The organism is Sphingomonas gellani, assembly GCF_900110035.1.
GTDB lineage: Bacteria > Pseudomonadota > Alphaproteobacteria > Sphingomonadales > Sphingomonadaceae > Sphingomonas > Sphingomonas gellani.
In genome coordinates, this window is the sequence record NZ_FOCF01000005.1 from 178,562 (window position 1) to 189,741 (window position 11,180).

13 protein-coding genes and 1 tRNA gene are annotated in these 11,180 nt (G+C 68.4%); 4 read left to right on the forward strand and 10 right to left on the reverse strand.

What is annotated here, in order from left to right; genetic code table 11:
- Positions 1–30 precede the first annotated feature (30 nt).
- The 3 genes from BMX37_RS11240 (at position 31) to BMX37_RS11250 (ending at position 2,629) form a co-directional block, all read left to right on the forward strand.
- Positions 31–465 carry an EF-hand domain-containing protein gene (locus tag BMX37_RS11240; protein ID WP_170841942.1) on the forward strand — a complete coding sequence of 145 codons (435 nt, stop codon included), beginning with the start codon at positions 31–33 and terminating at the stop codon, positions 463–465.
- Positions 466–540: 75 nt separating this feature from the next.
- Positions 541–1,263, forward strand: a complete 723-nt coding sequence (locus BMX37_RS11245) for a response regulator (RefSeq protein WP_093665837.1) — start codon at positions 541–543, stop codon at positions 1,261–1,263.
- Positions 1,264–1,306: 43 nt separating this feature from the next.
- Positions 1,307–2,629 (forward strand): sensor histidine kinase, encoded by a 1,323-nt coding sequence (locus BMX37_RS11250; protein WP_093665838.1) that lies wholly within the window; start codon positions 1,307–1,309, stop codon positions 2,627–2,629.
- Between the two features lie 22 nt (positions 2,630–2,651).
- On the opposite strand, the gene BMX37_RS11255 is transcribed toward BMX37_RS11250, so the two are convergent.
- The 5 genes from BMX37_RS11255 to BMX37_RS11275 form a co-directional block, all read right to left on the reverse strand.
- Positions 2,652–2,728, reverse strand: a tRNA-Arg gene (locus BMX37_RS11255).
- A 58-nt stretch (positions 2,729–2,786) separates the two neighbouring features.
- Entirely contained in the window at positions 2,787–3,221 is a 435-nt protein-coding gene (locus tag BMX37_RS11260; RefSeq protein WP_093665839.1) for a DUF1178 family protein, read from the reverse strand.
- On the reverse strand, positions 3,218–4,039 hold the full coding sequence (locus BMX37_RS11265) for a carbon-nitrogen hydrolase family protein (protein WP_093665840.1): 822 nt from the start codon (positions 4,037–4,039) through the stop codon (positions 3,218–3,220). Before BMX37_RS11265 ends, BMX37_RS11260 begins: the two co-directional genes overlap by 4 nt.
- Complete coding sequence (gene grxC, locus BMX37_RS11270; RefSeq protein ID WP_093665841.1) at positions 4,036–4,293, reverse strand: glutaredoxin 3; 258 nt, start codon at positions 4,291–4,293, stop codon at positions 4,036–4,038. Before grxC ends, BMX37_RS11265 begins: the two co-directional genes overlap by 4 nt.
- 31 nt (positions 4,294–4,324) lie before the next feature.
- On the reverse strand, positions 4,325–5,017 hold the full coding sequence (locus tag BMX37_RS11275) for a ComF family protein (protein WP_093665842.1): 693 nt from the start codon (positions 5,015–5,017) through the stop codon (positions 4,325–4,327).
- Between the two features lie 137 nt (positions 5,018–5,154).
- On the opposite strand from BMX37_RS11275, the gene BMX37_RS11280 reads away from it, so the two are divergent.
- Entirely contained in the window at positions 5,155–5,982 is an 828-nt protein-coding gene (locus tag BMX37_RS11280) for a class I SAM-dependent methyltransferase (RefSeq protein WP_170841943.1), read from the forward strand.
- A 13-nt stretch (positions 5,983–5,995) separates the two neighbouring features.
- On the opposite strand, the gene BMX37_RS11285 is transcribed toward BMX37_RS11280, so the two are convergent.
- The 5 genes from BMX37_RS11285 to BMX37_RS18820 form a co-directional block, all read right to left on the reverse strand.
- A complete protein-coding gene (locus tag BMX37_RS11285; RefSeq protein ID WP_139198079.1) occupies positions 5,996–6,343 on the reverse strand; it encodes a DNA-binding transcriptional response regulator in 348 nt (115 codons plus the stop codon).
- A 130-nt stretch (positions 6,344–6,473) separates the two neighbouring features.
- Positions 6,474–7,988, reverse strand: a complete 1,515-nt coding sequence (locus BMX37_RS11290) for an efflux transporter outer membrane subunit (protein ID WP_093665845.1) — start codon at positions 7,986–7,988, stop codon at positions 6,474–6,476.
- Positions 7,988–9,634 (reverse strand): DHA2 family efflux MFS transporter permease subunit, encoded by a 1,647-nt coding sequence (locus tag BMX37_RS11295; protein WP_093665846.1) that lies wholly within the window; start codon positions 9,632–9,634, stop codon positions 7,988–7,990. Before BMX37_RS11295 ends, BMX37_RS11290 begins: the two co-directional genes overlap by 1 nt.
- A complete protein-coding gene (locus BMX37_RS11300) occupies positions 9,634–10,914 on the reverse strand; it encodes an HlyD family secretion protein (protein WP_093665847.1) in 1,281 nt (426 codons plus the stop codon). Before BMX37_RS11300 ends, BMX37_RS11295 begins: the two co-directional genes overlap by 1 nt.
- 10 nt (positions 10,915–10,924) lie before the next feature.
- Positions 10,925–11,068 carry a hypothetical protein gene (locus BMX37_RS18820; protein WP_170841944.1) on the reverse strand — a complete coding sequence of 48 codons (144 nt, stop codon included), beginning with the start codon at positions 11,066–11,068 and terminating at the stop codon, positions 10,925–10,927.
- Positions 11,069–11,180 lie beyond the last annotated feature (112 nt).

Genomic DNA, 11,180 nt, shown 5'->3' on the forward strand with positions numbered 1-11,180 from the left:
GGGCGCCGTGTCCGCTCAAAGGGTATGACGATGAACAGGTGTTTGGTCGCAATAGCATTGGGCGTTGCCGCGACAGGGACCGCCGCCACGGCCCAGGACGCCGCGCCGCGTGGCCGTGGCATGTCGGTGATGCGAGCCGACGCGAACGGCGACGGGATCGTCACCCGCGCGGAGTTCCAGGCCGATGTCGATGCGCGCTTCGCCCGCATGGATCGCAACGGCGATGGCGTGCTCGGGCCTGACGAGGGCCCGCGTTGGGGACGTGGGCGTGGAGCGGAGGCTGGCGCGGACGCTCAAGCCGCCCCCTCCCCGTCGATGACGCGGGATCAGTTCCGCGAACGCGCGATGCGGCGCTTCGACCGGCTGGACACGAACCGGGACGGCCGGCTTGAACAGGCGGAGATCGCCGCCGGTCAGAACCAACGCGGCCAATCGGCGAGCGCGCCGCAACCGCCTGACTATTGAACGGCAGGATGGACCGGCACCCCGCGAACCGCCCCGCTTTCTGAGCGAGCTTTTCCCATGTTAGAGCCGTCCGCGATGGGTGACACCCCGCATCTCCTGCTGGTCGACGACGAGCGCTCGATCCGTGAGCCACTGGCCCAGTACCTCACCCGGCAGGGGTTCCGCGTCACCCAGGCGGGCGATGCGGAGGGTGCGCGGACTCGCATGGCGGCCTATGCCATCGACCTCGCCATCATCGACATCATGATGCCGGGCGAGGACGGCCTGTCGCTCTGCCGCCACATCGCCGCGACCAGCCAGGTACCGGTGGTCCTGCTGACCGCAAAGAGCGAGGAAACGGACCGCATCGTCGGGCTGGAGATGGGCGCCGACGATTATGTGGTGAAGCCGTTTTCCCCGCGAGAGCTTTCGGCCCGGATCAAGGCGATCCTGCGCCGCGCGGCGGGCGGCGGCGGTGCGCGCCACCATGCTCCGGAAAGCGGCTCCTACGCCTTTGCCGGCTGGGTCCTGAAATCGGGCGAGCGGACGCTGGTGGACCGCGACGGCGTATCCGTGCCGCTGTCGACGGGCGAGTACAACCTGCTGCTCGCGCTGGCGACCCGGCCGCGCCAGGTGCTGACCCGCGACCAGTTGCTCGACCTGACGCAGGGGCGAGAGGCGGCCGCGTTCGACCGCGCGGTGGACAATCAGATCAGCCGCCTGCGCCGCAAGATCGAAGCGGACCCCCGCAATCCCGACATCATCAAGACCGTGTGGGGTGGCGGCTATACGCTGGCGGCGGAAGTGACGCGGCTGTGACCATCCCCAGCCCCGTTTGTGGCCGCGCAGCCTTGCGGGACAGATGGCCGTTCTGATCGCCATCGCCCTGTTCGTCGCGCAGGCGGTCAATTTCGGTCTGATCCTGCGCGAACGCGCCCGCTTTCGCGTCGATCAGGCGACCCGGCCGGTGGCGACGCGCATCGCCGACGCGCTGGAGCGGGAGGCGCGCGACGGGCGCATCCTGGCCCCCGATCGCGGCCGCGTCCGCCGCGTCGACGCGAACCCGATCGGCATCGGCTACCAACGCTTTCCGAACATCGCGGACGAACTCGGCCGCCAGCTGGACGAGGTCGGCGTGCGGCATCTGCGCATCGACACGGGTCTGGTTCCCCCGTCGGAACAGGGCCGCTGGGCGGACCGGCGGGCGCACCGCGACCCGGACGACCGCCCGGCCGACATGCTGATGCTGGCGGTCCAGGAACAGGGTGGCCGCTGGCTGCTGGTGCGCCTGCCCTGGCCCGGCGTCGGCCCGCACCTGCTGCTGGCGCTCGCGACCCAGACGCTGATCCTGTACGGTATCATCCTGTTGCCGGTGTTGTGGATCGCACGACGGCTGTCGCGTCCGTTACGCGACCTGACGCTCGCCGCCGGGCGATTCGATCCGCAACGCCCGGCGGAAGACGTGGCGGAGGGCGGGCCGGAGGATCTGCGTCAGCTCGTCGTCGCGTTCAACCTGTTGCAGGGCCGCGTCCGCGCGATGCTGGACGAAAAGGACAGGATGCTCGGCGCGATCGGCCATGACCTGCGCACGCCGCTCGCCGCACTGAGGGTCCGGATCGAGTCGGTGGAGGATGAAACCGACCGCGCCCGCATGGTCGACACGGTGACGGAGATGAGCCGCACGCTGGACGACATCCTCTCGCTGGCCCGGCTCGGCCGGCCGAGCGAGCCGGCGACCGAGGTGGACCTGGCCGCCCTTGTCGATGCGGTGGTGGAGGACTTCCGCGATCTGGACCAGGATGTCTCCTTTGCGGAGGCGGATCGCTTGCCGCTGCGCCTGCGCCCATCGCTGATGCGCCGCGCGGTCCGCAATCTGGTCGAGAATGCGCTGAAATATGGCGGAAGCGCGCGCGTACGCATCGACGCCGCGGCCGACCGTGTCGCGATCGTCGTCAGCGACGACGGACCCGGCATCCCGCCGGAGCATCTGCGTGCGGTGTTCGAGCCATTCACCCGCCTGGAACTTTCGCGGAATCGAGAGACGGGCGGCATCGGCCTTGGTCTGGCACTGGCCCGCGCCATCGTGATGGAGGCGGGCGGCGACATCCTGCTGGTCAATCGACAGGAAGGCGGGCTGGACGCCACCATCGCCCTGCCCCGCCGCGGCGGCTCGGCCACCGCCTGAACACGCATACCGGATGAAACGGTGGTGACCCCGACTGGATTCGAACCAGTGGCCCTCAGATTAGGAATCTGATGCTCTATCCTGCTGAGCTACGGAGTCACGCCGACGCCTCTTACCCGCAGCCGGACGGCCGGTCCAGCGTCGCGCTTGGCCGGGATCAGTTGACCTGATCGGGCGGGACGACCGGCAGCGGCAGTGGCGCGATCGGCACGCCCTCGTCCACCAGCGCCTTCGCCTCCGCCAGGCTCGCCTGCCCATGGATCGGCGCGGCAGGCTCATCGCCATCATGCATCGCCCGCGCCCTTGCGGCGAAGCCTCCGCCGACCCAGGTCGACCCCTCCAACATCTTCCCCTGCGCCGCGGCCATCGCCTGCATCACCTGCTTGAGCTGCCCGGCATCGATAGAACCGCCGGACCGTCGATTTCCCTTCGGCCCGATCGCGGGCGTCATCAGCGCCTTCTCCACCTCCGCACTGTCGCAGGTCGGGCAACGCACCTGCCGGTCACGCCGCTGGCTTTCCCACCCCTCTGACGAGGCGAACCACGCCTCGAACACATGGCCGGCGTCGCATCGCAGGTCGAATACGATCATGACGTCGGAGGCGCCGGGATGACGCGTCGATGTGCCAGCACCGGGATGCGAGCGCGTGCCTCGGAGATTCGCACCGGGTCCAGTTCGGCAAAGCCCAAGCCGGCATCGTCGCCCATGTCCAGCACCACCTCGCCCCACGGATCGACCACCAGCGAATGGCCAAATGTCGTCCGGCCATCCTCATGAAGACCGTTCTGCGCGGCGGCGACCACATAGGCGGCGTTCTCGATCGCGCGCGCCCTTAGCAGGACATGCCAATGCGCCAGACCAGTCGGCCGGGTGAACGCGGCGGGTATGGACAGCAGATCGGCTCCTGCCCCCGACAGCGCCGCGTACAGGCCTGGAAAGCGCAGATCGTAACAGATCGACAGTCCGACCCGTCCCGCCGGAGTGTCGACCGACGCGGTGCCTTCGCCAGGCGCGTATGCCGCCGACTCGCGCCAGCTTTCGCCGCTGGGCAGGTCGACATCGAACAGGTGGATCTTGTCATACCGGGCCCGGATCACGCCGGCGGCATCGATCACGAAGCTGCGGTTCGCCAGGCGCCCGTCATGTCGCCGGACAGCGAGAGAGCCCAACTGCACCCATAGGCCGTGCACGGCCGCTGCCTCGCGCACCTCCGCAAGGACCCGATCGCTCGCTTCATCGGTGATGGAGGCCGCCGCCCGTTCCCGATCGCGGTCGATCAGGCCCGACATTTCCGGCGTGAACAGCATCGCCGCGCCCGCTGCCGACGCATCGGCGACCGCGGCAACCAGAGTCGCCGCATTGACGGCGGGGTCTATCCCGCTCGTCATCTGCAGCAGCGCGACCTTCATGCCTTGAGCAGGCTGTCCAGCTTGCCGTCCATCTCCAGGTTCGCCAGATCGTCCGAGCCGCCGACATGCTGCCCGTCGATAAAGATCTGGGGCACCGTGGTGCGACCGTTCGCCCGCTGAATCATCTCCGCGCGCTGCGGGCCGCCCATAGTGATGTCATATTCCTCGGGCTCGACGCCCTTCTTCGCCAGCAGGCGCATGGCCCGCGAGCAATAGGGACAGAATGCCTTGGTGTAGATTTCGACGCGTGCCATGGCGATCAGGTGTGGTCTTCGCCGACGCTTGTCAATCGTCGGGCAGGACGCGGGCCCAGCACAACACGGTGACCGACGCCGCACCTGCGGCCAGCAGTGCACGCACGCAGGCGTCGGCCGTCGCGCCGCTGGTATGGACGTCATCGACCAGAACGATCGCACGACCTTCGACTGCCGCCCGCCCCGGCACCGCAAAGGCGTTACGCACCGCGCGTGCCCGCCTGCTGCCGCCGATACCGCGCAGCGGGGCCGTGTGACGCGTACGGACCAGCGCCTCGCCATTCGCCGGGACGCCCGTATGATCGGACAGCGCACGGGCAATCAGCCAGGCCTGGTTGAAGCCGCGCGACCACAATCGCCAGCGATGCAGCGGCACCGGCAACAGCAACTCGGCATCCGTCGGCATAAGCCGGGCCATGCTGCGTGCCGCCGTGACCGCAAAGCCCATCCGGCGACCATATTTCAACCGAAGGGCAAGCGTCCTCGCGACCGGCCCATAGGCGACTGCGGCACGCACTCCGGCATGCACCGGCGGCGCTTTCAGACAGGGTGCGCATAACGCGCCCTCACCGCGATCGAACTCGAACGGCGCATTGCATCCCGCACACCAGGGCGGCCCCAGAAAGTGCAGGCTGCTCCAGCAACTCGCGCAAAAGCGGTGATCGTCCTCCACCGGCACGCCGCATCCGGGGCAGCGCGGCGGCAGCACCAGTCGGACGAGCATCCGCCCTAGGGCGCCGATCCCTGTGCGTCCGATGGTCCACCCTTGCCCCGTTCCGATCCGCACCGCCGCTCCGTCTCCTCCGCGCCACAGCGCGACGCCCCTTGTGGTTCGCGCGCGCCGTCCCCACAAGCACGCCGATGGCCGCACCGGAAATCTTCGATCGCAGCGCGCGGCGTCATCGCCGCGACAGGGCGGAACCCGACTATCCGGCGCACGCCTTTCTCCGCGCCGCCATGCTGGAGGGTATCACCGAGCGTCTCGGGGCCGTGCGGCGGGAGTTCACCGACTTTCTCGATCTGGGTTGCTTCGACGGTGCCTTCCACGCGCCCCCTGGCGCCCGCACCGCCCGGTGCGATGCCGGCTTCGCCTTTGCGCACAGGTCCGGCGGCGTGCAGGCGGACGAGGACCGGCTTCCGTTCGCCGACGCCAGCTTCGACTGCGTGATCAGCGCCGGCGTGCTCGATCAGGTGAACGATCTGCCCGGTGCCCTGGCCCTGATCCGGCGCGTGCTGCGTCCCGACGGCCTGTTCCTCGGCGCGTTCGTCGGCGGCGGCAGCTTGCCGACCCTGCGGTCCGCGCTTCGGGTCGGAGACGGCGAGCGACCCGCCGCGCGTGTCCATCCCATGGTCGACGTACGTGCCGCGGGCGATCTGCTGATGCGGGCGGGTTTCGCCTTGCCAGTGGCCGATCTGGAAACCCTGGACGTCGGTTATGGCGATCTGGGCCGCGCGCTCGCGGACTTGCGCGGCATGGCTGCCACGAACATCCTCGCCGATCGTCGTCCCCTTGCCCGTGCGGCGCTGGCCGAGGCGGCGCTGGCATTCGCTGCGGCGGGCAGCGGAGGCCGCACGCGCGAACGCGTCGACATCGTTTTCCTGACGGGCTGGGCCCCCGATCCGTCGCAGCCGGTCCCGGCACGTCGAGGCAGCGCCACCGCCCGGCTATCGGACGCGCTGGGCCGCTGATCCGAGACGCCGGCTAGTCCGCCGGCGGCAGGTGAGCAGCGATCGCCGCGAACAGGCTGTCCATCGAGACCGGCTCGGCCAGCACCTCGTCCGTCTCCACGCTCAGCACGACATCCTCCGCCACCCCGGCCCCGACCAGTGCGATCAGCGCGGTCCCGGGATCGAGCGTGCCGCGTATCTCCCGAAGCACGGCCGCGTCCTCTGCGTTCGATAGTTCGACCAACACCAGCTGTGGCGCAAACGCCGCCGCGTCCATTCGGCCCGACAGCTCCGCCTCCACGATCCGGGCGCCCGCCGCCTCCAGCAAATCCTTCATCCAACGCCGAGGCGCGTGGTCGCGCTCGACGAACAGGATGATCATGCCCGCGTCCAGCATCGACCCGGAATTCGGAAAATCAAAATACGCATTGCACCTATGTTATCAGGCAAGCCGCTTTCGATATCAAGCGATACAGTCTCAGGTGGTAGTGGGAATGATGATGAGCAGGAAATTAATTATCCTGTGCTGTTGCTGAAACCTGATCGCTCCACCCACCGCCGATCGCCTTGAACAGCGTCACGGTCAGCTGACGCAGCATGGCATCGCTGCCGGCGAGTTGCTCCCGCGCGCTGAGCACCTGAGTCTCCGCGTTCAACAAGGCATCCTGCGCCACGAAGCCGGTGCGATATTGCGCCTCCGTCGCGTGCGCGCTCTCGGCGGCATCGTTGACCGCGCGGATCAGGGTGGCGTTGCGACGGCGCTCCGCATCGAGTTGCGCCAGCGGATCCTCCACATCGCGCAGGGCGCCCAGCACAGCCTGGCGGTAGCGCTGATAGGCCTGGTCGCGCGCCTCCTCCCGACCGCGCACCGCTGCCCGCCGACGACCGAAGTCGACCAGCGGAAACCGCGCCGCGCCGGTGCCCGTCAGTTGCAGGCTGTCCCGCTCGAACAGGCTGGACAGGGAGGTGGAGATCAATTGCGCCATGCCGGTCAGGCTGAACTTGGGATAGAGGTCAGCCACCGCGACGCCGATGTCCGCGGTCGCCCCCGCCAGTTCCCGCTCCGCCGAACGCACATCGGGACGTCGCCGCAACAGGTCCGACGGCAGGCCGGCCGGCACCATTGGCAGCGGCCCGAGCGGGGCCGGTGTGGCGGTCAGCTCCGTCGCAAGGCTGCCCGGGTCGGTGCCCGTCAGCACGCCCAGCGCATGAATGCGCACCCGGATGTCCGCCGCCAGCGGCTCCAGCCTGGCCTGGGTGCCGGTCAGCTGCGCACGCTGACGCGTGATGTCGACCTGAGGGACCAACCCGGCCCGCGCGGTGTTGCCCGCGATCTGTAACGCCCGGTTCTGACGCGCGATCTCCGCCATCAGGATGTCGCGCTGCGCCTGATCCAGCCGCAGCGCGAAATACGCTTGTGCGACCTCTCCGCTCAGCGTGACGGCCGCATCGCGGCGGCTCCACTCGGCCGCCTCTGTCCGGGCACGCTCGCCCTCCACCTGCCGGCGAACACCGCCGAACAGGTCCAATTCCCAACTGGCGTCGAAGCCGAGCGCATAGGTGGTGATCCCACTGCCCGGCAGCGCGATACCGCTGGACGACCCGCCCGAGCCGCCACCGCCCGTTCCGCCACCTGACGCGCCGCCCCCCGATCCGCCGGAGAACAGCCGCGCGATGGAGGAAAAGCCCGCGTTCTTACTGAACTCCACATGCGTGGTCTCGGCCGAGGCGTTGACCTGTGGCAGGCCGGCCGCGCGCGCAGCGATCTCGTCCAGGCGCGCCTGCCGCACACGCGATGCTGCGATCGCCATTTCCGGATTGCCCACCAGCGCGCGCGCGACCAGCGAGTCCAGTTCAGTGTCGCCGACAGAGCGCCAGAACGTGGACGGGTCCAGCGTAGCGCCCGGCGCCGCCTGCACCTCCGTGAACGCCGCCGGCACGGCGGCCTCGGACGGGCGATAGTTCGGCCCCACCGTGCACCCGGTCAGCAGCGCGGCTGAGGCCGCTCCCCACCATGGTCTGCGCATCAATGCATCCCCCCGCCTTCTGCGCCGCCGCCGGTCTTACCCGACTTCATCAGGAACACGGCAGGCGACGCCAGGATGACCACGAACATCAGCGTCCGGAACACGTCCAGAAAAGCCAGCATCGTCGCCTGCCGCTGCACCTGTGAGTATAGCACCGCCATCGGCGTCATCGCCGGATCACCGATGCCGCCGACCACGTTGCGGGCCGTGGCGATCCATTCGTTGTAATTGGGCTCGATCGGGCTCAACCGTTGCACCAGCTCGGTCTGATGCGTCTGCATGCCGTTCTGCAGCAGCGTCTGGGACATGGAGATGCCCAGCGTTCCGCCCAGGTTGCGGGCGACGTTCAGCAAGGCGGACGCCTGCGCCGTCTGGCTGCGCTTCAGACCGACATAGGCGATCGCGTTGATCGGCACGAACAGGAACGGCAGCGCCATTGCCTGATACAACCGCGCCGTGGCGGCATCCCAGAAGCTGATGTCCGCCGACAGGTGGCTCATGTTCCACAAGGCCGCTGCCTGCACCATCAGCGCGGGGAACAGCAGGAAACGGACATCCACCACCCCGCTCAGCCGGCCCGCGAACGGCACCGCGACCAGCGTCGCCACGCCGCCCGCCGTCAGCGCCAGCCCTGCGTCCAGCGACGAGTAGCCCAGCACCTGCTGCAACAATTGCGGGATCAGCTGCGTCGTCCCGTACAGGATCAGGCCGGTGATCGCCATCACCAGCAGCGTGAACGCGAAGTTGCGGTTTTTCAACAGCTTGACGTCGACCACCGGGTCCTTGTGGTTCCACTCCCACACCAATAGCGAGATCAGCGACACGGCTGCGATGATCGCCGATCCCAGGATCAACGGGCTGGAGAACCAATCCTCCCGCTCCCCACGGTCGAACGTGATTTCCAGGAAACCGAGCCCCAGCGCGACCAGCGCCACACCGATATAGTCGATGCGAAGCCCGTGTTTCAGCTTGTCCTCGCGATCCTTCTTCACCGCGTCCGGCTCGTCCACGAACAGTTCCGCCAGGAACCAGGCAAGGACTCCGATCGGCACGTTGATCAGGAACACCCAGTGCCATGTCGAATAATCGACGATCCAGCCGCCCAGCGTCGGACCTAGCACCGGTCCCACCACGACCACGATGGCGAAGGCGGCGAACGCCATGCCGCGCTGCTTGGGCGGAAACGTGTCGGCGAGCATCGACTGCTCCACCGGGGCGAGGCCCCCGCCGCCGATGCCCTGCAGGATGCGCGCGATCACCAGCGTCGACAGGTTGGGCGCCAATCCGCAGGCCAGCGACGACGCGGTGAACAGCGCGATGGAGATCAGGAAATAGCGCTTGCGCCCGATCGCATCGGACAACCAGCCGGAGATCGGAATCACGATGGCGTTCGCGACCAGATAGCTGGTCAACACCCAGGTCGCCTGATCGTTGGAAACCGACAGGCCACCCGCGATATGGTCGAGCGCGACGTTGGCGATAGAGGTGTCCAGCACCTCCATGAATGTCGGGATCGAGATGATCGCGACGATCAGCCAGGGGGAATACCGCCCGGCGGCGGAGCGACTGTCGTCCCAGCCCCCGCCCCCGCCGCCCTTCGCCGAGGCTGCCTTTCGCTTTCCCTTTGCCGCGCCGGTCGCGGCCATCAGCGCACCTTCACCGTCGGCACCGCCGACATGCCCGGGCCGATCGGATAGCGGCGCGGATCCGGAGCATCGTTGTTAGGGCCGCGATCGAACTCGATCCGCACTGGCACACGCTGCACCACCTTTACGTAATTGCCCGTCGCATTCTGCGGCGGCAGCACGGCAAAGGCCTGGCCGGCACCACGCTGGATCGAGTCCACATGACCGTGGAACTCCACGTCCGGAAAGGCATCGACCTTGATCGTGACCGGCTGGCCGATCTTCATCTCGGCAAGCTGGGTTTCCTTGAAATTGGCGGTGATCCACACCCGGTCGGGAACGATCGCCATCAACTGCGTCCCCGGCGCGACATAGCTGCCGAGGTTCACCTGACGATTGACCACCTGTCCCGACACCGGCGCGCGCAGGCGCAGGTCGCCCAAGGTCACATTCGCCTGCTGCACACGCGCCCGCTGCGTCGCGATGCCGGCCCTTGCTGCACGCGCACCGCGCGCCGCGACATCCACCTGCGATCGAGCCGTGTCGACCTGCCGTCGAGCCGCCGCGGCATCAGCGGCAGTCTGACGCGCAGCCGCCCTAGCCTGATCCAGCTGCTGGCCGGCGACGGCACTGGGATCGGCGCGCAACAGCGCCTCGTACCGGGCCAGGTCCTGCTGCGCCTTGATCGCGGCAGCCAGCGGCGCGCGCGACGCGGCCTGCTGCTGCCGTGCGGTCGCGCGCGCGGCGTCGACCTGGGCGAGCGCCTGACCATATTGCGCCTGAGCCTGAACTACGCCGGCCTGTGCCTCGGCCAGCTGCGCCTCCGGCCCGGTCGGCTGCACCACGGCGAGCAGACGCCCGGCGTCCACATGGCGGTTATCGATGTCCGCGACCGCGACCAACTGTCCGGCCACCTGCGGCGAGATCCGCACAATATGCGAATCGACAAAGGCGTCGTCTGTGCTCTGGAACTGCCGCGCGTGCAGCCAGTACAGCGTGCCGCCGATCACCAGCGCGGCGACGACCGCGATCAGGATGATCCAGAACAGCGGTCGCTTGAAGAGGGACGGCTTCTTGTCCTTCTCGTCGTCGTCGTCGTCGTCGTCGTCGTCGTCGTCGGTCTCGTCGCTCTTGCCCGAGCCGTCGTCACCGTCTTCCTCGTCGCCCTGGTCGCCGTCCTCGTCCTTCTTGTCGGAGCGGTCGTGACCCTCGCCTGCACCGTTGTTGCCCTTCGAGCCCCGATCCTCGGCTTCGTTGCTCGTGTCGGTGCCGGACGGCTGGTCCTGCTTGTGATCGCTCATCCCTGATCCTTCATGCGGCGCGCCCGACACGTCCGGTGTTCTTCGCCTCTTCCGGCATCCTGCGGGCGGACGCCAGCCCCTTGTCCATCCGTTTCGAGAGAATGCGACGGACGGCGCGGTCGAGGTTCACGGGAGGGGCGAGCGTCTTGGTCACAGGCCGACGCCAGGGTCGGGGAAGGTGACCGGTAGGGCATCGCCTGCCAAGGGGCTCAAGGCCGAGTTGCGCTCATCGAAGGAGAGCCACCTACGCCGGAGGATCGCGTTCC

What these genes read in the sequence shown, in the direction of transcription:
- BMX37_RS11300 (WP_093665847.1), bottom strand. Translation starts at nt 10,914, where the DNA reads ATGAGCGATCACAAGCAGGACCAGCCGTCCGGCACCGACACGAGCAAC.
- BMX37_RS11265 (WP_093665840.1), bottom strand. Translation starts at nt 4,039, where the DNA reads ATGAAGGTCGCGCTGCTGCAGATGACGAGCGGGATAGACCCCGCCGTC.
- BMX37_RS11240 (WP_170841942.1), top strand. Translation starts at nt 31, where the DNA reads ATGAACAGGTGTTTGGTCGCAATAGCATTGGGCGTTGCCGCGACAGGG.
- BMX37_RS11280 (WP_170841943.1), top strand. Translation starts at nt 5,155, where the DNA reads ATGGCCGCACCGGAAATCTTCGATCGCAGCGCGCGGCGTCATCGCCGC.
- BMX37_RS11290 (WP_093665845.1), bottom strand. Translation starts at nt 7,988, where the DNA reads ATGCGCAGACCATGGTGGGGAGCGGCCTCAGCCGCGCTGCTGACCGGG.
- BMX37_RS11275 (WP_093665842.1), bottom strand. Translation starts at nt 5,017, where the DNA reads ATGCTCGTCCGACTGGTGCTGCCGCCGCGCTGCCCCGGATGCGGCGTG.
- BMX37_RS11260 (WP_093665839.1), bottom strand. Translation starts at nt 3,221, where the DNA reads ATGATCGTATTCGACCTGCGATGCGACGCCGGCCATGTGTTCGAGGCG.
- BMX37_RS11285 (WP_139198079.1), bottom strand. Translation starts at nt 6,343, where the DNA reads ATGATCATCCTGTTCGTCGAGCGCGACCACGCGCCTCGGCGTTGGATG.
- BMX37_RS11295 (WP_093665846.1), bottom strand. Translation starts at nt 9,634, where the DNA reads ATGGCCGCGACCGGCGCGGCAAAGGGAAAGCGAAAGGCAGCCTCGGCG.
- grxC (WP_093665841.1), bottom strand. Translation starts at nt 4,293, where the DNA reads ATGGCACGCGTCGAAATCTACACCAAGGCATTCTGTCCCTATTGCTCG.
- BMX37_RS11245 (WP_093665837.1), top strand. Translation starts at nt 541, where the DNA reads ATGGGTGACACCCCGCATCTCCTGCTGGTCGACGACGAGCGCTCGATC.
- BMX37_RS11250 (WP_093665838.1), top strand. Translation starts at nt 1,307, where the DNA reads ATGGCCGTTCTGATCGCCATCGCCCTGTTCGTCGCGCAGGCGGTCAAT.